Annotated in this window: 20 protein-coding genes; 9 read left to right on the top strand and 11 right to left on the bottom strand. The window is 44.9% G+C overall.

What is annotated here, in order from left to right; translation table 11 throughout:
* Nucleotides 1-33 precede the first annotated feature (33 nt).
* Complete coding sequence (locus QUB70_RS16295) at nt 34-2,598, top strand: AAA family ATPase (protein ID WP_332981897.1); 2,565 nt, start codon at nt 34-36, stop codon at nt 2,596-2,598.
* A 111-nt stretch (nt 2,599-2,709) separates the two neighbouring features.
* Entirely contained in the window at nt 2,710-2,865 is a 156-nt protein-coding gene (locus tag QUB70_RS16290) for a hypothetical protein (RefSeq protein ID WP_332981895.1), read from the top strand.
* A gap of 186 nt (nt 2,866-3,051) precedes the next feature.
* Here the strand turns inward: QUB70_RS16290 and QUB70_RS16285 are convergent, their stop codons facing one another.
* A complete protein-coding gene (locus QUB70_RS16285; RefSeq protein ID WP_332981893.1) occupies nt 3,052-3,183 on the bottom strand; it encodes a hypothetical protein in 132 nt (43 codons plus the stop codon).
* 74 nt (nt 3,184-3,257) lie between these two features.
* Here QUB70_RS16285 and QUB70_RS16280 point away from each other — a divergent pair, with 74 nt between their 5' ends.
* Together QUB70_RS16280 and QUB70_RS16275 are read left to right on the top strand one after the other, a co-directional pair.
* Nucleotides 3,258-3,578 (top strand): hypothetical protein, encoded by a 321-nt coding sequence (locus QUB70_RS16280; protein ID WP_332981892.1) that lies wholly within the window; start codon nt 3,258-3,260, stop codon nt 3,576-3,578.
* Nucleotides 3,579-4,025: a DUF7689 domain-containing protein gene (locus QUB70_RS16275; protein ID WP_332981891.1), complete on the top strand. Its 447-nt coding sequence runs from the start codon at nt 3,579-3,581 to the stop codon at nt 4,023-4,025. It abuts the gene before it with no gap.
* A 100-nt stretch (nt 4,026-4,125) separates the two neighbouring features.
* Here QUB70_RS16275 and QUB70_RS16270 read toward each other — a convergent pair whose 3' ends face one another.
* Nucleotides 4,126-4,515 (bottom strand): SCO4402 family protein, encoded by a 390-nt coding sequence (locus QUB70_RS16270; RefSeq protein ID WP_332981889.1) that lies wholly within the window; start codon nt 4,513-4,515, stop codon nt 4,126-4,128.
* Nucleotides 4,516-4,588: 73 nt separating this feature from the next.
* Between QUB70_RS16270 and QUB70_RS16265 the strand changes: the two genes are divergently transcribed.
* Complete coding sequence (locus QUB70_RS16265; protein ID WP_332981887.1) at nt 4,589-4,915, top strand: nucleotidyltransferase domain-containing protein; 327 nt, start codon at nt 4,589-4,591, stop codon at nt 4,913-4,915.
* On the top strand, nt 4,912-5,301 hold the full coding sequence (locus QUB70_RS16260; RefSeq protein ID WP_332981886.1) for a HEPN domain-containing protein: 390 nt from the start codon (nt 4,912-4,914) through the stop codon (nt 5,299-5,301). The genes QUB70_RS16265 and QUB70_RS16260 overlap by 4 nt, the downstream gene beginning before the upstream one ends.
* 31 nt (nt 5,302-5,332) lie before the next feature.
* Here QUB70_RS16260 and QUB70_RS16255 read toward each other — a convergent pair whose 3' ends face one another.
* The 3 genes from QUB70_RS16255 to lpdA all read right to left on the bottom strand — a co-directional run bounded on the left by QUB70_RS16255 (nt 5,333) and on the right by lpdA (nt 8,328).
* The gene (locus tag QUB70_RS16255) at nt 5,333-5,875 is read right to left on the bottom strand and encodes a hypothetical protein (protein ID WP_332981885.1); all 543 of its coding nucleotides are present in this window, start codon (nt 5,873-5,875) and stop codon (nt 5,333-5,335) included.
* Complete coding sequence (locus QUB70_RS16250; RefSeq protein ID WP_332981884.1) at nt 5,872-6,363, bottom strand: DUF4365 domain-containing protein; 492 nt, start codon at nt 6,361-6,363, stop codon at nt 5,872-5,874. The genes QUB70_RS16255 and QUB70_RS16250 overlap by 4 nt, the downstream gene beginning before the upstream one ends.
* 525 nt (nt 6,364-6,888) lie before the next feature.
* Entirely contained in the window at nt 6,889-8,328 is a 1,440-nt protein-coding gene (gene lpdA, locus QUB70_RS16245; protein WP_332981883.1) for a dihydrolipoyl dehydrogenase, read from the bottom strand.
* A gap of 426 nt (nt 8,329-8,754) precedes the next feature.
* Here lpdA and QUB70_RS16240 point away from each other — a divergent pair, with 426 nt between their 5' ends.
* Nucleotides 8,755-9,045: a hypothetical protein gene (locus QUB70_RS16240; RefSeq protein WP_332981881.1), complete on the top strand. Its 291-nt coding sequence runs from the start codon at nt 8,755-8,757 to the stop codon at nt 9,043-9,045.
* Between the two features lie 503 nt (nt 9,046-9,548).
* Here the strand turns inward: QUB70_RS16240 and QUB70_RS16235 are convergent.
* The 5 genes from QUB70_RS16235 to QUB70_RS16215 form a co-directional block, all read right to left on the bottom strand.
* Nucleotides 9,549-11,783: a GumC family protein gene (locus tag QUB70_RS16235; protein ID WP_332981879.1), complete on the bottom strand. Its 2,235-nt coding sequence runs from the start codon at nt 11,781-11,783 to the stop codon at nt 9,549-9,551.
* A gap of 385 nt (nt 11,784-12,168) precedes the next feature.
* Nucleotides 12,169-13,761, bottom strand: coding sequence for a polysaccharide biosynthesis/export family protein (locus QUB70_RS16230; RefSeq protein ID WP_332981877.1), 1,593 nt, complete (start codon nt 13,759-13,761; stop codon nt 12,169-12,171).
* 261 nt (nt 13,762-14,022) lie between these two features.
* Complete coding sequence (locus QUB70_RS16225; protein WP_332981876.1) at nt 14,023-14,736, bottom strand: cyanoexosortase B system-associated protein; 714 nt, start codon at nt 14,734-14,736, stop codon at nt 14,023-14,025.
* 8 nt (nt 14,737-14,744) lie between these two features.
* Complete coding sequence (gene crtB / locus QUB70_RS16220) at nt 14,745-15,620, bottom strand: cyanoexosortase B (RefSeq protein WP_332981874.1); 876 nt, start codon at nt 15,618-15,620, stop codon at nt 14,745-14,747.
* 275 nt (nt 15,621-15,895) lie between these two features.
* On the bottom strand, nt 15,896-17,035 hold the full coding sequence (locus tag QUB70_RS16215; protein WP_332981872.1) for a DegT/DnrJ/EryC1/StrS family aminotransferase: 1,140 nt from the start codon (nt 17,033-17,035) through the stop codon (nt 15,896-15,898).
* 196 nt (nt 17,036-17,231) lie between these two features.
* On the opposite strand from QUB70_RS16215, the gene QUB70_RS16210 reads away from it, so the two are divergent.
* Both QUB70_RS16210 and QUB70_RS16205 read left to right on the top strand, forming a co-directional pair.
* A complete protein-coding gene (locus QUB70_RS16210; RefSeq protein WP_332981871.1) occupies nt 17,232-18,269 on the top strand; it encodes an NADP(H)-dependent aldo-keto reductase in 1,038 nt (345 codons plus the stop codon).
* Nucleotides 18,270-18,424: 155 nt separating this feature from the next.
* A complete protein-coding gene (locus QUB70_RS16205) occupies nt 18,425-18,952 on the top strand; it encodes a hypothetical protein (protein ID WP_332981870.1) in 528 nt (175 codons plus the stop codon).
* Here the strand turns inward: QUB70_RS16205 and QUB70_RS16200 are convergent.
* Entirely contained in the window at nt 18,941-19,180 is a 240-nt protein-coding gene (locus QUB70_RS16200) for a hypothetical protein (RefSeq protein ID WP_332981867.1), read from the bottom strand. The two genes, QUB70_RS16205 and QUB70_RS16200, sit on opposite strands and share 12 nt — an antisense overlap.
* Nucleotides 19,181-19,336 lie beyond the last annotated feature (156 nt).

Here is a 19,336-nt window from a genome sequence, read left to right as displayed (position 1 = left end):
TAAAATTTAGTGTTCCCCTATTTTTTCCTAAATATGAGACTAGATGCAATTTTTATCCGATTCTATAAGTCTTTCAACGTCGATCACCATCGGCAATCCTCCGCTACGGACAATCAACCCACCAACTCCGAAGAAGCCAATAAAAACATAAAAACTCTTCCGTGGGAAATAATTAAGGCAGATGGTAACGACCTATGGTTCCCTTTCATTAAAGTCCCTATAGAGCCGCAAATTACGGCTGTTGTGGGTGCTAATGAATCAGGTAAATCACACCTACTGACCGCGATTGAGAAAGCAATTACTGGATGTGATTATAAGGAACAGAAAATCTCCGCGTCCGATTTTTGCCGATACTCTGACAGATTTCTCATCACTGCTGATAAGTCACGTATCCCAGATTTTGTTACTGAATGGTCTGACGTTTCTCAACAAGAAGCCGATCAAATCAAGAAATTCTCTGAAATTCCGAAAGCTCAACAATTTAACAGATTTTTATTATTTAGAAAAAATATTGATGAATTAATAATATATCTACCTGATGAACCCAACCCACATCCAGTAAAATCAGATTCTATTAAAGAATTTCAGAAGATACTACCAAGAACTAGAAGACTGGATACTACTACAGCTCTCCCAGATAGTGTACCGATTCAAAAATTAGTTGAAATTATCAATAAAAAGCCTGAAGGTACAGGATATGAACTATTATCTTTCGATCGCAGAACAAATGTTAGGCTTTTGCTAGATCAACTAATAGAACATTCACCGTTATTGAAAACTTTATTAAAAAAGTCAGCTCCTCCAACTCAGGCATCTAATGATGATGACAAGAAGGGATATGAACTCATAAACAATCTTTTAAAAGAACTTGAAGATTGCTACAAAAGTACAGACAACCAGGACTCAAATCAAGAAAAAGGAATACAACTTGCCTATGATATGATATGCACTATTGCCAAGATTAGCGATATAGCTATTGTTGAACTAGCCAATGCAATGGCGAAAAATGATATAGGATATACGCAGGCATTAATAGATAAAATCAACAAACAACTCTCAGCTAATCTGAATTTTCCCAAGTATTGGCTACAAGATAATGAATTTCAAATTATCGTCCAAGCTAAAGATCATAATTTAGAATTCAGTATTCTCGACCGGACGAAAACAAAATATTCTTTTGAGGAGAGAAGCTCTGGCTTAAAATATTTTCTCAGTTACTTTATTCAACATAGGTCATATCGACCACCTAATAGCATCCCTGAAATTCTTCTCATGGATGAACCCGACACCTACTTATCCAGTCAGGCTCAACAAGATCTACTGAAGATTTTTGAAGAAGTTGCCAGTTCTGAAGATGGTACTCCCAGTTCTCAGGTAGTTTATGTTACTCACTCTCCTTTTCTCATCGATAAGAACCACTCTGAACGCATCCGTGTTTTGAATAAAGGAATTGGATATGAGGGGACAAAAGTAGTTAAGAGTGCTGCCAACAACCGCTATGAACCACTTCGTTCTTCATTAGGCGCATTTGTCGCTGAAACAGTTTATATCAGTCAGTGTAATCTTATGGTTGAGGGGACTGTCGATCAAGTTTTGCTGGCAGGTGCAGCAACTCATTTACTGCGAAGCGGTGCATCGAAGCGAGAAACTTTGAACTTGAATGAAATAACGATTGTGCCTGCTGGAGGAACTGGAAATGTGCCTTACATGACTTACTTAGCACGTAGTAGAGATACTGAGCAAGCAGCAGTGATCGTCCTTGTGGACAGCGACTCAGATGGTAACAAGGCAAAGCAACAACTGACAAAAGAAGAATATGGCTGGCAGAAGACTCCCTTACTAAAACCACGTTATGTACTTCAAATCGGTGACTTGAAGGAACGAGGAGTGAATTTTCCTGAAAAACTCAAAGAGCCTCAAATAGAAGATATTATTCCTTTGAGGATCGGTGTATTGGGAGCCCAAAAATATGCAAAGCATATCTGCGGGCTGGCAGATAGCGACATAAAAGATATCAAGGAGGAAGAGATTCAGAAAAAACTCGACGAAGGTGTGACAATGTTCAAAGCGATCAACTCCTGCGTTGAAGCTGCCTCGAAAGATAAACCCCATTTAGGAAAGCTTGCTTTTGCCAGAATCGTCATTGATGTAGTAAAAGATATTGATAAAAAAAGCTGTAGCAACCAAAAAGATGTAGATGTAAAAGACTTAGATGCACTCAATAAGTTCAACGATAACTTTAAAATTCTCTTCCGAGAACTTGATGAGAGGATTGCTGAAGCCGAACTTGAGAGGACTCGTGAAAAAGCTTCAGAGAAGATCCAGGGTTTAGAGGATGGCTTCTTCAATAATCATCCGAACGGTGCTAACAAAGAAGACGCTGTTGTTTTTTTGCATAAGCTGAATGTTTTGCTAGCAGGTGATACTAGCTTTGATGCTGAAGCAATCAGAAAAGCGGTTGAAGGTATCCGAACCGATTACAAACTTGAGACGAATCTAACAGAAAGGATTGAGAAATATAATGACTTTAAAAGAGAAGTCAAAGGTTTGAGATATCAGGGAGAAAAAAAATCCAGAGAAATTGCTGAGGAAAGCTAAAAATCTAAGGTGTTAGGATCGGGTGGAGATTATCGTTATTACGGAAAGTTTATTGAGGGAGTTTTACACTTTCCTGGTGTCAAAACAAGTCATTAAGGGAGAATTAAGCTAATGAATCCAGTAACTTTGACAAATCATCAACTTTGGGATGAACTTGCTAAACTCTTAGAACCTATTCATATAAATCACCTCGCAACCCAACATTTAGAATCCTGTAATTACAAAATACTGGGCTACTGGGATAGCAATAATAAGTTTTATGAATAAATAGCTCTCATTCATCCCATCTGTGCAGAGTCGATCGGTCGATCGCTCGGCACGAATATCATCAACAACCATTCCACTTCTCACTGGATTAAACTTAAATTTTTACTCAAAGCCGATTTATCTGCGGGCGAAAACAACCTGGTTAGCGATGAGGGCGATGATGAAATTGGCGAACTGACTCTGATTTTAGATGCCAATCTCAAAGTGATTGATGAAAACTGGCTGATTGATATCGAATCTCCTTTTGTTGCTGCTAAAATTCAGCCAGATTTGCAGCATTCTGCTTAAAGTGCGATCGAGGGAAGCTATCCCGAGCATGAATCGCCCTTTTCACCAGATCCCAATACAATGCTATAATCCCATAAAGCCAATCAACAGCGCGATTACAGCTCATGGATAAACTAGAGCATTCCGACTTACAAACTCAGCAGCCATTGGAAGAAACATTTTTAGAACTTGCAGAAAAATGGCGTTATGACACAGAAATGTTCTCTTCACCTACCAAAAAATTAAATCATCCTGCTTACCAAAAAATTATTAGCATCGGTAAACCCGCTATCCCCCTAATTCTGCGCGAACTTGAACGACAACCAGATCATTGGTTTATGGCCCTTACTGCGATCGCAAAACAAGATCCAGTTAGCCCTGAAGACAACTTTAAACAAGCCGTTGAAGCTTGGTTACAATGGGGTAGGGAGCTGAAATTAATTTAGATGCAGTCTGTTTCATTAGAAATTCGTTTCCCCAACCTCCGAAACACTACATACAGCATAGAAAGTCCAAGAACACCTGAATATAACTGTGTTGCTTGGGCCGCTGGCGTGTGCGATCGCCCTTGGTGGCCCATCCCTCAACGTCCTTATTACTGGCCAGAAGAACCGCGAATTGAATCTTTACCAGCTTTCATAAGTGCTTTTCAAACTTTAGGATATCAGCTTTGTGAGAGTCGCAATCCCGAAGCCGATTTTGAGAAAGTAGCAATTTATGTAGATGAAGATGAAATTCCAACACATATGGCTCGACAGCTTTATTCGGGAGATTGGACAAGTAAATGCGGAGATTTGGAGGACATCATTCATACTCTGGAAGGGCTACAGGGTTCATATCAAGCCTATGGAAAAGTGGCTTGTATAATGAAAAGACCAATATTGGTAGAATAGTCGTTAAATCTAAGGTTTTAGGAACTCCAATCTCCTTTTGTTGTTGCCAAACTCCAGCCTGATTTGCAGCATTCTGCTTAAAGTGCGATCGCCCTTTCACTTAAACCTCAACCGCTTTCTGCGCTTTACTTTCCATAGCCTGCAACGCTTTCGATGCAGCCTCAACTACCCCTGTCCACTCAGAAGATTTAATATACTCCTCATCAGAAGCTTCTGTCCCCAACACCTCAAAAACTAAGTCTATAGCCTGACAAACTGCTTCCATCAAACGAGCTTCTTTTTCATTTTTAATAATTACTCCGATCGCCGCATCCTGGTTTTCTGCCAACACTGTATCGTCGTAAAGAAAATGAACCGCATCATCAAAACTGTCGCACTCAATTCCTAATGAATAATCCTTGTCTATCCAAACTTTATGTTGATATTCTCTATCTGCCAAACTGCGGAGAGTTTCTAACAACTCCTCTCTCATTTTCGGATACTGTACCATACCACTTTCTCCTGTACTAAGGTGCGTACCAAGTTTGCCATTGCAACCATTCATCTCATTTACAACAAAAAATATGAACATTAACGATAAACTTAAGAACATACTGATGCAACTGCGATCGCACTTCGAGCAACTTTACGGCGATCGTCTCATCCAAATGGTGCTCTACGGTTCCCAAGCGCGAGGTGATGCACATCCAGAGTCAGATATAGATGTTTTAGTAGTTTTGAAAGCGCCAGTTCAAGCGGGCGAAGAAATTGATAGAACTCTTAAGATTGTAGCAGATTTGTCGCTCCAAAATGATGAAGTGATTAGCTGCCAGTTTATGAATGAAGAAAAATTCACTAATTATCAAGGCCCTTTACTCAGAAATATCCGTAAAGAGGGAATTTTAATATGACATCCGCTCAATTAAACTTACTCGCTAAAGCCCGTCAAAGCCTTTCAGCGGCAAAGTTAATGTTAGATGGCGAATACCCTGATTATGCAGCCTCTCGCGCCTACTACACTATGTTTTATATTGCCGAAGCATTTTTAGAAGGTGAAGGGTTATCTTTTTCTAAACATTCCGCAGTCATTAGTGCCTTTGGCCGAGAATTTGCTCGTACAGGAAGAGTTCCTGTTAAGTTTCACCAATACCTCATCAGAGCTCAGGAATTGCGAAATGCTGGAGATTACGGCGAACTTGATGCCGTTACCAACGATCAAGCCGCACAATCGATCGCCCAAGCTGAAGAATTTCTCGAATTAGCTGAAAATTCGATTGTAATTCTACCGCCGCCCTAAATAAACGCGAAGCACTTTTAGCTCATTTCCCTTATTCCGAGGCTATCAAAGCAAAATCGCGCAGATTTTTACCAGCAAAATATCCGCCTTCTTTGACAAAATCGCCGCCGCAAGTGACCGGAATTCTTTCCTGATAAGCTTTCAGTGCCAAATTGCCATCATTTTCTTGCAATTCGAGATAGATTTTTCGCAACTTACCCACCACAAATCCCATCATCGCAACCTTAGCAATTTCCTCCCCTGCTTCCCGATCAACTTTTACAACAAATCCCTGAATCTCAGTATTGTCTAACGAAGTAATTAAATCGCTTAAAATCTCTAATTGGGAGCGATTTTCTGTCAGTTCTAGCTTTTTGACAGCATCTCCCATCCTAGCTGGATAATCCGCAAACTCCCGCGTCAGAGGCAATCCGATATCAAACACCTCTCCCGCATCATTTTTCTTCACCCAAATCGCCCCTTTATTATCATAAATTCGGCTGTGTTCTTGCCAGCCATGTTTTTGTAAATATGCTATGATTACATTCACATCTAAACTATTAAAAACTTCAAAATCCCGTACAGTTACTTTCATGGGATATCTCCTTGGCTAATGCGCTGCATAATGGACTGTAGAGCCTCTGCTGTAAACTGATTGCTGCGGGGCAACTCAACAGTCACGCGACTAATATTTTGAGTTTCCGGCATTCCCCGCAAAGATAACCAGTAGGCACAATGTCTGAGCAACATTTCCTGTTCTGACTGTTGTATCCATTCCCCGATATTTTCAGGCACTAAAACCACAACTAGCAGGCGGGGAATAAAGGCAGTCACTCTCAAGTCGTTGTAATTTTTGACATTGAGCGGATATCTAACACATTGGGCATTGAGTACATCTCTTGATGTACATTTTAACTGCAATTCGAGGCGGTGCGGCTGCACTGGATCGCGATCGACAGCCTTGATACAGAGGTCAACGCTATCATAATCATTTTCTGGTTGATCTACCGAACAGCCAGCCACTGCTGCCACAGCACGGACGTAAGCTTTACTAAATTGTTCTTTTCGCTGATTTAGTTCCATTTAAACACAATTCTCAAAAACGGGCGATCGCGATCGCGCATTGGTGTCAACAAACACGTCAAACATAGTACCAGTCTCCTGTTGCTCCCACAGGCTTTCGATCCCCCCTAGCCCCCCTTAAGAAGCAGGGTGGATTAATTGTCATCCTAGAAATAGGTACGTAGTTGGGCTTTAGCCCTCTTGAGACGTATATAGAAAGAGGGCTAAAGCCCAACTACGTACCTTTATTAATATAACAGTTGCGTCCCAGACGCGAGCTTTGAGTGGTGCTTTCTGTCGTTTCAGATTTCTTCTCCCCACAATAAAACCACCCTGCCTAGCCCCCCTTAAGAAGGGGGGGACAAGAGCATTCAAAGCCCTGTTCAAAAAGGGGCAAATGGATTCCAAAAGACCTGTCAAAAATCCAGGAAATCGATTTCAAAGTCCCCCTTAAGAAGGGGGATTTAGGGGGATCGAGACTGGGATGCAAACGTGATTTTTCCAGGGTTTAGACTTAAGTTGACACTAATCGGGACACCGCCCAAACTAATGACCGCCCGCAGCCCCAGCCGCCCGTTTAAACGCCTCATCCAACACTTCCGAAAGCGTCGGGTGCGTGTGAACTCGGAATGCTAAAGTGTTCACAGAATCGCGCTGGGCGATCGCATTTGCCGCCTCCTGAATCAAATCCGAAGCGTGCAAACCGAAAATGTGAACTCCCAACAACTCCCCAGTATCTTTCCGGTAAATCACCTTAGCCATACCGTCGGTTTCACCCTCCGCAATAGCCTTAGAATTTCCCTTAAAATAACTCTTGACAGAACCGACCTCAAACCCTTCAGTTTTTCCTAACTCCTTCGCCGCAGGTTCCGTCATCCCCACATAGCTAATTTCCGGGTGAGTAAACGCCGCCGCCGGGATACTCAAATAGTCAACTTCGCGCGATCGCCCGCAAATATTTTCCACCGCAGCAATTCCCTGAGCAGACGCAGAATGCGCTAACATCATCTTGCCATTAACATCGCCGATCGCCCACAAATTTTGCACCGGTTCTCCCACCGCCAAAACCTGCATCTTATCGTTAACTGGGATATAACCGCGCATCGTTTCCACGCCAACAGTTTCTAACCCCAAATTCTTGCTCACCGGAACCCGACCAGTTGCTACCAAACAAGCGTCAACTTCCAAAACTTCGACAACTTCCTTAGTTTTGAAATCAGCTAATTCAATAATTACCGGCGAACCAGGAATAATCTTTTTCGCCAACAACCCAACTTTTGTTTCAATATCGCGGGGTGCAATTAACACTCGTTCTGCTAATTTAGCAATATCCGGGTCAAAAGTCGGCATCAATTGATCTAGAGCTTCAATCATCGTAATTTCACAGCCCAGTGCGGTGTAAATATCGGAAAACTCCAAGCCGATATAGCCACTGCCAATAATTGCGATCCACTTCGGCAGCGATTCCAATCTAACAGCATCGTCGCTGGTAAATACAGTTTTGCCGTCAATTTCTATCCCAGGGGGGACGAAGGGAATCGAACCGGGGGCGAGAATAATATCCTTGGCGGTAATAGTTTTCTCGCCTTTATCGGTTTCGATCGCAATTTTTTGAGAACCGGTGATTTTGCCCCAACCTTGGATAATATCGACGTTCAAACGTTTGAGGCTGTTGGTCAAGTCGCCGCGAAGTTTGCTAACAATAGTGTTAGCGTGATTGGCGATCGCCCCGCGATCGAAATCCACACTCCCCAACTGAATTCCCAAAGTCTTCAGGTGGTGGGCATTCCGCAAATCTCGCACCCGCCCCGAAGCCGCCAACAGCGCCTTAGAGGGAATGCAGCCGCGGTTGACGCAAGTCCCCCCCATTTCGCCCGCTTCGATAATTGCCACTTTCAGCCCGCAGCTAACCGCGTGTATGGCCGCCCCGTGTCCGCCCACGCCAGCGCCGATAATTGCTAAATCGTAATCAAATCCCTGAGTCACCTTAAAATCTCCTAATGCCTTTGAAATCTTAGGAATCAAGCAAAAAACACCGTCTCTGGGTCCTTTCGAGGTGGCGCGTTGCCATCGCAACCCTTGAACAGCGGTAATATTTGCATAAGTCCTGTCTCCTTATTCTCGACTAGACTAGGGTTAATTAGACAACGAAAGAGCCGTAACTGAGATTTTTTCAGGGTCAAGGATTTTGAGCTGGGTCTGCACCAAGTCTCAAATCTCTCAGTAGGCGGGTGTAGAGTTAAATATAGTTTGAAGGCTGACAATGCCCGCTACAGGTTTTATAGGGGCAGCAAGTTCAGCAGCAGGCATTCCACCGTCCGGTTAAATTGTGTGCGCCTGCTTGTTTTAGTCGGGTTTTCATGTCTGCACGCGCCGGGGGCGGGCAGAGTTTGTTGGCAAATTTTAGACCCTATGGAGTGGCTTATGACGGATGACGACGACCAGAAAGATTTACGCCGGGCCTCGGCTCAATCATTTTTTGAGTCCCTGGATGAATTGTTTGATTCTATAGAATCGAACAGCACTCAAGCTGCACAGCCTAAATCTCCACCGCCTCCGGCTAAGTCTTCGAGTCAGTCTTCGATTCCGCCGAAGAAGACTAGACCTGCGAAAATTAATTTGTCGGATTTTGAAGATGCGATCGCCGATTTGGAACAGTTTATCCAGAAAAAACACTCCAAACGCCCCGAATCGAATCAATAGTGCGATCTACACATTTTCAAGTAATGACTGTTGACGGTTGACGGTTGACTGTTGACGGTTGACCAGTGAAAAATTTTAGACCTAATTTCCACCTCCCAGATTCATCTATGGAGTCAATTTTTCAATCTAAAATCTAAAATCTAAAATCTAAAATCGACAGACTGTTGACTGTTGAACTCGCCCAAAAACGGATACTTGCTTGAAGACAGGAGTCGCCCCGATCGCAAAATTTTAGACCAAAGTTCAGCCTCCCAGATTCATCTGTGGAGTCGATTCTAAAATCTAAAATCTAAAATCTAAAATCGACTGGCTGTTAAAAGTGTTTTCGGCTTAAGCTGCTTAGGTTGCACCTACAAAATATTAACATTTGATTGAGGATTGCTTTAGAAGAATCAAGCCACATATAGCGGTTCTCAAAAAAGTGAGGTATGCCCTATGCCCTATGCCCTATGCCCTATGCCCTATGCCCAGTCGTACCTCATCTTTCTGAGAAAGGCTATAAATTATCTCAATTTACTATTAATAGCCTTGTTTTTAGGCTTTGAGTGCTGCGGTAATTGCCTCGATCGCACTTCGATCGCCCGATCGGCGATCGCACTCAAAGGCAACTCCAATTCATCAATATCAATATCATTGCGGAACTTCACCGCAATATCAGCACCGTTAATAATCGCTCCCAACAGCCGCGGCCCGGATTTATGCGAATCCTCGTCATCAGATTCCAGCAACTGATCGGCAGCCTCAGACAACATACTAGACAAAGTGTAACCAGGCCGCGCCACCAAAATCATACCGTCCGTGTACGGTTCCAGCGTCAGCGCATCGTTGCACTCGCTCAGCGCCGGAGAATCCACAACCACAAAATCAAAGCGGTTGCGAACATCCTCAAACAACCTCCGCATTTCGCTCGATTCGAGTACGGCGGAGGCCTGCCGCAAAAAGCCCGGACTCGGCACCACGTATAGGTTCTCTACCTCTGGAACCAAAAGGACGCACTCGCTCATATTGCCGTAATAGTGCAAAGGTTCCACCGCCGCCAGAGGATCGGCGGCGATTTTCAAAGATTCCACGTTAGAAGCCGATCGCAAATCTGCTTCAATTAACAAAGTCCGTTTACCCGATCGAGCCGACGCAATTGCCAAATTGTAAGCGCTAAAACTTTTCCCCTCCAAAGGCGCCGCCGAAGTCAGCAACACCACCTTCACCGGTTTGTCCCCGATCCGGCGCAAATTAGTGCGCAACCGCTCGTAAAATTCCAAATAGGGAGAATTTGGTTCTAGCGCCAAAGGCATCTCATCCCCATAGGAATCAAACACAATCACTTCAGGCAAAACTCCCAGTATCGGCACCTCTTTTTCCACCAAAGCCGCCCGCACTTCTTCCCAACTGTAAAACTTGCCGTTGAGCATCCCCAACAAAAATATCAACCCCCCGCCCAGCAGCAATCCCACAAATCCTCCCACCGCCAGCATAACAGGCAAACCTCTCTTGCTTGACTCCACATCATCAGTTTTGGGAAGTTGGGCGATTGTCAAACTCCCCGTTGTCTCAGCTACCGCCGCCTCAGCATCTACCAAAGCCGACTGCATCTTATCGTAGAGAGATTTTTTCAGCGCTACTTGCTGGGCCAACCGCGCTTGTTCTAACTGCTTGTTGGGGATTCTCGCGTGTTCCAGGCGCAATTGCTGTTCAGTTGTTTCGACTCCTTTGAGTTGCTGTTGCGCCGTATCCCGCTGCGTTTGCAAAGCAATCAAACTTTGAGCTAGCTGCTGTCTGGCCGGGTCTAAAGAAGAGTCTACTCGAATTCGATCGGCACTTCTGAGCGGAGCCGCCACCCCGTTACCGCCGAGCACCTCCGACTGTCGCTGCTGCAACTGCTGCTCAAAAGCTTGTTTTTGCTTGAGCAATTCTACAATTTTCGGGTGTTCCTCCTGCAAGTCGCTGCGGAGAATTTTGAGCTGAGATTCGATCGAAAACAGTTGCACTCGCAGTTGTGCAATAATTGGATCGGCAGAGAGTGCTTGAGCGACGTAAGCTTGCTCCACATTCAATCCCAAGCGCTCTTGCAAACTGTTAATTTGAGCTTGAATTCCTCCCAACTGCAAGCGGAGTTGCCGCTGCTGCTGTTGGCTGTTGGTAATCGCTTGCGGCAGTACACCGCTCTGAGCTGCTAAAATTGCAGTTCCTTCTCGTTTTTCGTAAGCTTCAAGTTTTTCTTCCGTCTCTCTAAGTTCCTGTGTTACTTTCGGCAAGCGGATGTTAATTTGGCCGATCGTTTCTCGCAGTCTAGAAGTATTAATAGTTTGGCTGCGAGCCACCATTTCCTTCATCAGCGCCTCTACTACCGCTTCTGCTTTTTTGCGATCGGCATTTTTGTACAATACTTGAATCAAAGCGCTCGGGTCATTATTCTTGCTCGGCATCTTTACCTGCACGTTGTCTGCCAGCTTTTTAGCAGAAACATTTACTTTTTTTGCTGCTGCTTCAACCACCCTTGTATCCAACAGCATATCTTTAGTTATTTCTTGTCCTTCCTGTTGAATTTTAGTAGTAGTCGATGAAAAAATCACGCTCGGTCTGCGGTAAGCCAGCGTACCTGCGGCAACGTAAACTGGCGGCGGAGTTGGCTGCAAAGCCACTACTCCCGACACGCCCACAGTCGCCGCCAGAGTAGCCAGTCCCACCCACTTGTATTGGTCGAAAGCAATTAAATAACGTTTAACAACTGATAAAGTCATAACGATTTTAGATTTTAGATTTTAGATTTTAGATTGCTAACGAGAAATCATAACTAATGAGCGGAGCATCTGTGTACAAGCTGTTGTATTAGTGCGAGCAAGAGTTTTTGCTCGCGCTTATATATCAGCCATTTGAGACGATCGCACTAATACAAAAACGCTTTTTACTCTCCGCATAGTTCTCCCGCTAATGACTAATAACTGCTGACTAATGACTGCTGACTAATGACTAAGCTGTTACGCATTTAAACCACTAACGAGGCCTGTAGGGTGCGTCAGCTAGAACACTTGCTAGGCAAGGGAAACGAGAAAGGGCTGACGCACCCTACAATACTATTTTAAATGCGTAACTGCTGACTAATGACTGCTGACTGCTGACTAATGACTACCTATTATTATTATTATCATTAGATGACGGGCCGAACAGATTTGTCACCCCATTTCTCAACTGATCGAAGAACAGAATAAATCCCAAAGTATCGCGGAACGGTCGAGTAAAAGTATTGATTACATAACCAACGCGCTCTACCAGATTCCGACCAATCACAATCACATCATTATCTTCCAGCATCGGGTTCTGAGAAACATTGCCCTCCAAAGCAGCTTTAGCATCTATCTTTCGGTTGATTGCTCTACCTTGCTTTTGGTCGAACCGAATCAAAGCCATTTTCCGCAAATCAGCAAGATTAACAGGCAAGTTGTTGATAGCATCCAAAAACTTGCTGCCATTTTCTAGGTAGAACGAGGTCAAACCACCACTAGCGTAACTCAAAACTCGAACGTAGATCCTGGGCTTAATCAGAGTAGACCGCGAAACCAGAGCTTTATCGTAGTCTAGGTTTTTGGTACTAGCATCCAATTCCGGGATGACAATCACATCTCCCGAGGCCAAAGGAAAATCGAACAAATCGTTAGCCTTTGCTAGGGGAGTGTAGAGGTCGATTGGTTCCTCCACCGACGAGCCGTCCATCAGCGTCCGCCGCACTCGCACCTCCCGCAAATCGGCTTTTCCCGTGACTCCCCCCGCGATGGTCAAAGCAGCCGAAATTCGACCAGAACCCGCCGGAAGCGTATAAAAACCGGGTTTGCTGACTTCTCCGGTGACAGTGACTTGGACGGGGACAGCGGCAGCAGCGAGGCTGTACCGGGATGCTAAATCTCGATCGGACTTGCGATCGGGCGTAACCTGTTGATACGGTACAACGATCGCATCTCCATCTTCCAAACGCAAATCCGGCCCAGCAATACCAGTTTGCAGCGGTGTCAAAATATCAACAACTTGCTCCGCGACACCACCTCCCGGCAAAGTCCGCCGCACCCGCACCGCCCGCAGTTCGGCCGTAGGAGTAGTCCCAGCAGCAGCCGCCAGAGCCGCCGGAAGCTGGGGAGTTTGCAGCGGATAAAAACCCGGTCTCGCCACTTCCCCCGTCACCGTCACTACTACGGGGCGCTGAACCAGCAAAGCAGCCGAGACTTGAGGATTTTTGATAAATTGGGCAAAGCGCTCCCGGAGGCGCTGCTGTGATTCTTCTACGGTAAGACCCCGCACATTTACTGTTCCGATTAGCGGCAGTACAATTACCCCTTCAGGGCTGATTGCACCTGTAAAACCTAGCTCGGGGAAGCGCTGAACTTGAACAGAAATCTGGTCTCCCGGGCCCAGGCGGTAGGGCCGATTCCGAAAAGCTGGGTTAATTTCCCGATTGAAATTGGCAGGCGGCGGTGGCGGTACGCGCAGTGGCGGTGGCGGCGGACTCTGCCGGTCGTCTCTTGGAACAACAGATTGAGCTAAAGCCGTTTCTGGAAAAACTTTGCAGTTAAAACCCCAGAATACAGCAGTAAAAGATAGAGTCCAAGCAGTTGAATACAGGCTTGCCAAGGAAAAAGCGACGCGATTTTTAATTGTGAATTTTTCCCGCATTTTGAGAGGATAAAAAAGAGTAATATTTTGAATAATTCGCTGACTTTTAAGTTTCATCTAAATAGAGCGGCGCGAAAAAACAATAAGATAAGCTGTTACGCATTTAAACCACCGGGCGAGGCCTGTAGGGTGCGTCAGAAGCGAACACTTACGCTTACAAGGGAAACGAGAAAGGAGCCGTGGCACCCTACAATACTAAATAGAGCGGCGCGAAAAAACAATAAGATACAAGGGGCGGGTTGAACCAGGATATTTACTGTGAGGCAGTTTATTGTGGCAAAACCCGCCCACCCCGCAAGCCGATTTATTTGCACCTACCTACTTACTCAAACGAAAAGTTTCTGCTATTAATTTAGCCTGAACAGTTTGGCCGAGAGATTCCAGCAACGGTTCAACTATCTTAATGTCCTCTTGCGGTTTAACGGGAACGATGATACTGACAGCAACCCAAGAGGCGCGGCGGTTTGACAGTCTAGCAATGCTGTCTTCCCAAAACCAGCGGCTGGTTGCTGGAGAACCCCCGTTAGGCCAAGCGTACCACTGCACGACAGCAAAAGTTTGTTGGGCAGTCCAGCTTCGGAAAAACCGGGCCTCGACATTAGGCGGCGGCTTGTCGGGTATGGGCGCTAATTTTACTGTAAACCTCAAAGTGCGATGAGAATCTGTTTGCCACCGGTGAAATCCATCGATATCGAGCCATTCTACCTGGGGCTGATCTTTTGGGCCATTTTGAGGCAACAGCAATAAAATGGCAATTGTTCGATCGTTTTTAATTTCTTCAACTAACCACCTGTGACCGCCTATTTGGACGTTATTCTGGACGCGGCTCACCTCCCAGCCGGGAAGTGTCATCCCGTGTTGGCGCAAACTTCTCAATTGCTTGAGGTTTGCAACGGGGGGCGGGTTTGTCCAAGGCCACCTTCCCGTCGCGTAGCCGGGAATTGCTACTACTCCAACCAGTACCAGCAAAAACACCAGTACCACAATTTTAGATAATTGGTACCGCCGCAGTAGTTTCCGTGCTGAAATCATTTGTTTCACTAATTTACAGACTGGCTTGGGAAATACTTTTCCATCCCGTTGAGGATAAGTACCAATAAGCCTAGTATACAAGCAGAATACAAGTCTCCGCCCCATCCGGCGTGCAGCCAAGTAAAAAGCTTCTCTCTCTCGGTTCCGTGAAAGTAAGTTAGCAAAGTGTTGCGGAAAATGTTAGAAGTGATGCTAAGAATGGATGTACTTGCTAAAAACAAAATGCTTCTTTTGTGGGAACTCCAAACTCCTGTCCAATCCAGCAGAATTAAGCTGACATAAAGACTGGTAAACAGCATTTTTAAGCCTGCACAGTGGGGAGCAACTTCTACAATGCGATCGTTTACGTAGAGATAAATTGTTTCCACTCTCACGTTGAGACCAACCTTAATTAATATCAAGCCTGATATTTCAGCAATGAAGTGCTGCAACGGTAAGGCGTAGGGTTCTATGAGGTAAGGAAGGTGGTTTGGTGAGGCGAGAAATACGAATAAAAGTGGCATCGCCTGCAATTTTAAGCCGGAAATTCCTTTTAAAGATAAGCAAATGCTGGCCAGCATTACTGGCAGGGATAAATTTACCAAATCGCTCAACCGACTCAGATAAAAAAGCGTTGCTAGTATCAGCAAAAAGCCTCCCAAAGGATGCGGTGAGTTGGGCAAGCTGCGCCAGGACTTTCGGTTCATCCAAGCAATATAAGCCGCGTAGGGCAAACCAATTAGTCCGTGGCTGAAATATTCGTGTTCGATGCTGATGTTTTTGTTGAACCAGCCGTCGTACCAGTGTACTATCAGGGGGGCGTACAGCAGCACTAGGAGCACTGTGATACCTTCCCCGATGAGGTATCGCTTGAGAACAATGCGAATTCTGCGCTGGATGTGCATGGTTTGAGAAGTTTTGAGATTGCTGCGCTGGATTCGCCACGCGAAAGCGGTTTTGAACTGTGAGTTAAAGATTTGTTAATTTCCAACTCAAACGCTTTTAGAACCGCGTCTTTACAGATTAGACCTCTTGCAAAAATCCTTTTAATCAAATTCTGGAACGGGCAAGATGCCCGTTCCACAAGAAAAAAAATTTTGTGGGATGGGCCGGAGAGCCCGTCCTAGTTATTTTTGCAAGAGGTCTATTAAAATACCCCAAGCCTAACTTTTGGGAACAATTAACTATTCAACGATCGTTCGATCGCCCTTACCACCTGCTCGATCTGAGTATTGCTCAATCCGGGATACATTGGCAATGATAAAATTTGTTGGCACAGGGTTTCGGCGCGGGGGAAGTCGCCGGGATTGCCTAAGTTTTGGTAGGCGGGTTGCAGGTGGCAAGGTACGGGATAGTGTATACCTGTTTGAATGCCGTCTCGGGCGAGTTTTTCGTGAAGGGTGTTGCGGTTAATGGGGCTTTTCTCAGTAACTCGAATCACATAGAGGTGATAAATGTGACCGCTGCTGCTGTGGTTGGCGATCGGTACAATACCTTTGTGTTTTAGGGGTTCTAGTAGAGTATTGTAGTATTGGGCGGCCTCGGTGCGATCGCGATTCCATTTTTCTAAGTAAGGCAATTTCACATTGAGCACCGCGGCTTGCAAATTGTCGAGGCGGCTGTTGGTACCGATTTCTGTGTGCAAATATTTGCTTGGTGCTCCGTAATTGCGGAGAGTTCGCATTTTTTCTGCGATATCTGCATCGTTAGTAATTAACATCCCGCCGTCGCCAAAAGAACCGAGGTTTTTGCTGGGATAAAAGCTAAAGGCTGCTGCTTTACCAATGGAACCCGCGCGGTATCCTTCTCTTTCGGCTAAGTGCGCTTGGGCGGCATCTTCAAATACGATCGAATCGTGGCGCTTGGCAAAATCTAAAAGCTGCCCGGGCGATACCATTTGACCGTAGAGGTGTACGGGGATAATTGCTTTAGTTTTCGAGGTAACTGCTGTTTCGGCTGCTGTGAGGTCAATCAGGGCGGTTTCCGGGTCGCAATCTACAAGAATAGGTATAGCTTTGGCTTCGAGGACGGCGATCGCGGTGGCGATAAAAGTGTTAGCGGGTATAATAATTTCGTCGCCCGGATTAATGCCGCAAGCTTGGAGTCCCAGAGCGATCGCATCTGTTCCGCAAGCCACTCCTACGCCGTATTTTACTCCAGAAGCTGCTGAAAATGCTGTTTCAAATTCGGCGACTGCTTGGCCTAAAATAAAGTCTCCTTCCTGGATAATTTTTCCAATTGCTTCTGCTATTTGGGATTGGATTGGTTGGTGTTGCAGGGAGAGATTTACAAAGGGAACTTTGGGCGGACGGTTACTCATACATCAGAGGAATACGAATTATTTATATTAACATTTAAGTGCGGATATTTTTTATTTTTTTTAACCGCAGAGGGCGCAGAGAGCGCAGAGGAAAAGAGGAAGAGAGGAGAAAGCAGATCGCACTTTTCTGGAGTTGTCAATTAAATCAAGGTTTTTCTGTAATATAGAATCAGATATTTTTCCAGTAATCAAACTCATGGAATACAAAAAACTGGGCGACAGCGATTTATCAGTATCTGAAATCTGTTTGGGTACGATGACTTACGGCCAGCAGAACACCGTTGAGGAAGCGGGCCAACAGCTCGATTTGGCAATTTCCCGAGGAATCAACTTTATCGATACGGCAGAAATGTATCCTGTGCCGGGAAAACCGGAAACTCAGGGAAAAACAGAGGAATATATCGGGGAATGGTTGGCGAAACAGCAGCGGGATAAAGTCATTATAGCGACTAAAGTGGCGGGGAGAAGCACTCGATTAAAGTGGATTCGGGAAGGGAAAAATCAGATCGATCGCCCAAATGTCGAAAAAGCCCTGAATGACAGCCTGAAGCGCCTGCAAACCGACTATATCGACCTGTATCAGATCCACTGGCCCGATCGCTATGTGCCGCTATTTGGCGCGCCGGATTACGACATCGCTCAAGAGCACGAAACTGTACCGATTTTGGAACAGTTAGAGGTATTTGCTGACTTGATTAAAGCTGGGAAAATCCGCTATTTGGGTTTGAGTAACGAGACGCCTTGGGGAGTTTGCGAGTTCTGCACGTTGGCGGAAAAACACGGATTGCCGAAAGTTGTTTCGATTCAGAATGCTTTCAGTTTGAGCAATCGGACATTTCACCTAAATTTGGCAGAAACTTGCCGCTTTAAGAATGTGGGATTGATGGCTTACAGTCCTTTGGGATTTGGGCTGTTAACGGGTAAATACTTGAATGGAATTCCCGAAAATTCTAGGTTGGCTTTATTTGCGGGATTTGGTCAGCGTTACGATAAAACTAATCTGAATGATGCGGTGAAAGCGTATGTTGAGATTGCGGGGAAACATGGGATAAGTCCGGCGCAGATGGCTTTGTCGTATGTGCGATCGCGCTGGTTTGTAACTAGCACTATTATCGGTGCAACCAGCCTCGAACAGTTGCAGGAAAATATCGGTAGTTTGGAGGTGAATTTGGATCGGGAGATTGTAGCGGAAATCGATGCGGTGCACGCTAAGTATCCGAATCCGACACCGTAAGATATCTCGGCGGTTGAAACCGCTTCTATACACACAAAGTCCGCCTTCGCGGACTAAGAGACAGAGGGAAATTTTTACCCAGATTAGATATTAGTAGGTTGGGTTGAGGCCACGAAACCCAACTTACCACTTTTTTAATATTAGGAGGAGCGAGTATGAATAACAATCAAAAATTTTATTTTCAGTTAGGAGAACGTTTTTTAGAAAATTACGCAGATCCTCCCGAAGATCCATTGGGAGAACTTACTCATTTTGAAATGGCTATCCGGCGTTTTTGTTTTGAGTACGACCATACAGTATCAATAGAAATAGGTGATGAGAGAATACAGGTATTTTTAGATCCTGATATCTGTATGATTTTGGACGATAATCTGCCTGAACAAATTAGGAAACTGTCACAAGGTAAGCCAATAGAAATAGATTTTGCTGAAAGTTGTACGCTAACTATCAAGTTAGTACCCACAGACGATCGCATTAGCTGTACTTTGAGCAAGTTTGGGACTTCCTGCTGGGAAAAGCATTTTGAATTCGATCGCACTCAAGTATTAGATGCGCTGAGAGGTTTTCTTCAGGAAGTGATGCAGCTAGCTGTAGATAAGGGTTACATCACAGCCTCCGAGAAGGAGGAGTTTATTCGTCCGGCTTTTGCTAGCAGTACGGATGCTGTGGTATTAGGCAAGTAGTTGGTTTGGGTGGTGGTTTGGGCGATCGGTCTTTTTGTTGCCAATTAATATTTTAACCTTGTTTAACATCCATTCCCACCGCTGGGAGGCGAGCGCACTTTTTGTTGTCAATGAATATTTTAACCGCAGATGATGTACGGGCGTCTCGCCCGTACCACAATGAAAGAGTATGTTTTGGGCGATGGGTTCGGTTAAACTCACTGCATCGAATAACTGAAATTTGCTCATTGCTGTCTCCCAAATCGCTTGTTGACTTGGATAGTGTCGATCGGTAGGGGCGATCGTAAATAAAACTCACTTTTTTTAGTACAAAAGTATCAATGTAGTTTAGTACAAAAGTATTAATGCATTACACAAGTATTAATGTAGTACAAAAGTATTAAT

It is taken from the genome of Microcoleus sp. A003_D6, from assembly GCF_036702825.1.
Classification (GTDB): Bacteria; Cyanobacteriota; Cyanobacteriia; order Cyanobacteriales; family Microcoleaceae; genus Microcoleus.
This window is presented reverse-complemented; position numbering and strand designations above follow the sequence as displayed.

Coding starts and splice junctions, on each gene's coding strand:
- QUB70_RS16295 (WP_332981897.1), top strand. CDS start 34: ATGAGACTAGATGCAATTTTTATCCGATTCTATAAGTCTTTCAACGTC.
- QUB70_RS16290 (WP_332981895.1), top strand. CDS start 2,710: ATGAATCCAGTAACTTTGACAAATCATCAACTTTGGGATGAACTTGCT.
- QUB70_RS16285 (WP_332981893.1), bottom strand. CDS start 3,183: ATGCTCGGGATAGCTTCCCTCGATCGCACTTTAAGCAGAATGCTGCAA.
- QUB70_RS16280 (WP_332981892.1), top strand. CDS start 3,258: ATGGATAAACTAGAGCATTCCGACTTACAAACTCAGCAGCCATTGGAA.
- QUB70_RS16275 (WP_332981891.1), top strand. CDS start 3,579: ATGCAGTCTGTTTCATTAGAAATTCGTTTCCCCAACCTCCGAAACACT.
- QUB70_RS16270 (WP_332981889.1), bottom strand. CDS start 4,515: ATGGTACAGTATCCGAAAATGAGAGAGGAGTTGTTAGAAACTCTCCGC.
- QUB70_RS16265 (WP_332981887.1), top strand. CDS start 4,589: ATGAACATTAACGATAAACTTAAGAACATACTGATGCAACTGCGATCG.
- QUB70_RS16260 (WP_332981886.1), top strand. CDS start 4,912: ATGACATCCGCTCAATTAAACTTACTCGCTAAAGCCCGTCAAAGCCTT.
- QUB70_RS16255 (WP_332981885.1), bottom strand. CDS start 5,875: ATGAAAGTAACTGTACGGGATTTTGAAGTTTTTAATAGTTTAGATGTG.
- QUB70_RS16250 (WP_332981884.1), bottom strand. CDS start 6,363: ATGGAACTAAATCAGCGAAAAGAACAATTTAGTAAAGCTTACGTCCGT.
- QUB70_RS16240 (WP_332981881.1), top strand. CDS start 8,755: ATGGAGTGGCTTATGACGGATGACGACGACCAGAAAGATTTACGCCGG.
- QUB70_RS16235 (WP_332981879.1), bottom strand. CDS start 11,783: ATGACTTTATCAGTTGTTAAACGTTATTTAATTGCTTTCGACCAATAC.
- QUB70_RS16230 (WP_332981877.1), bottom strand. CDS start 13,761: ATGAAACTTAAAAGTCAGCGAATTATTCAAAATATTACTCTTTTTTAT.
- QUB70_RS16225 (WP_332981876.1), bottom strand. CDS start 14,736: ATGATTTCAGCACGGAAACTACTGCGGCGGTACCAATTATCTAAAATT.
- crtB (WP_332981874.1), bottom strand. CDS start 15,620: ATGCACATCCAGCGCAGAATTCGCATTGTTCTCAAGCGATACCTCATC.
- QUB70_RS16215 (WP_332981872.1), bottom strand. CDS start 17,035: ATGAGTAACCGTCCGCCCAAAGTTCCCTTTGTAAATCTCTCCCTGCAA.
- QUB70_RS16210 (WP_332981871.1), top strand. CDS start 17,232: ATGGAATACAAAAAACTGGGCGACAGCGATTTATCAGTATCTGAAATC.
- QUB70_RS16205 (WP_332981870.1), top strand. CDS start 18,425: ATGAATAACAATCAAAAATTTTATTTTCAGTTAGGAGAACGTTTTTTA.
- QUB70_RS16200 (WP_332981867.1), bottom strand. CDS start 19,180: ATGAGCAAATTTCAGTTATTCGATGCAGTGAGTTTAACCGAACCCATC.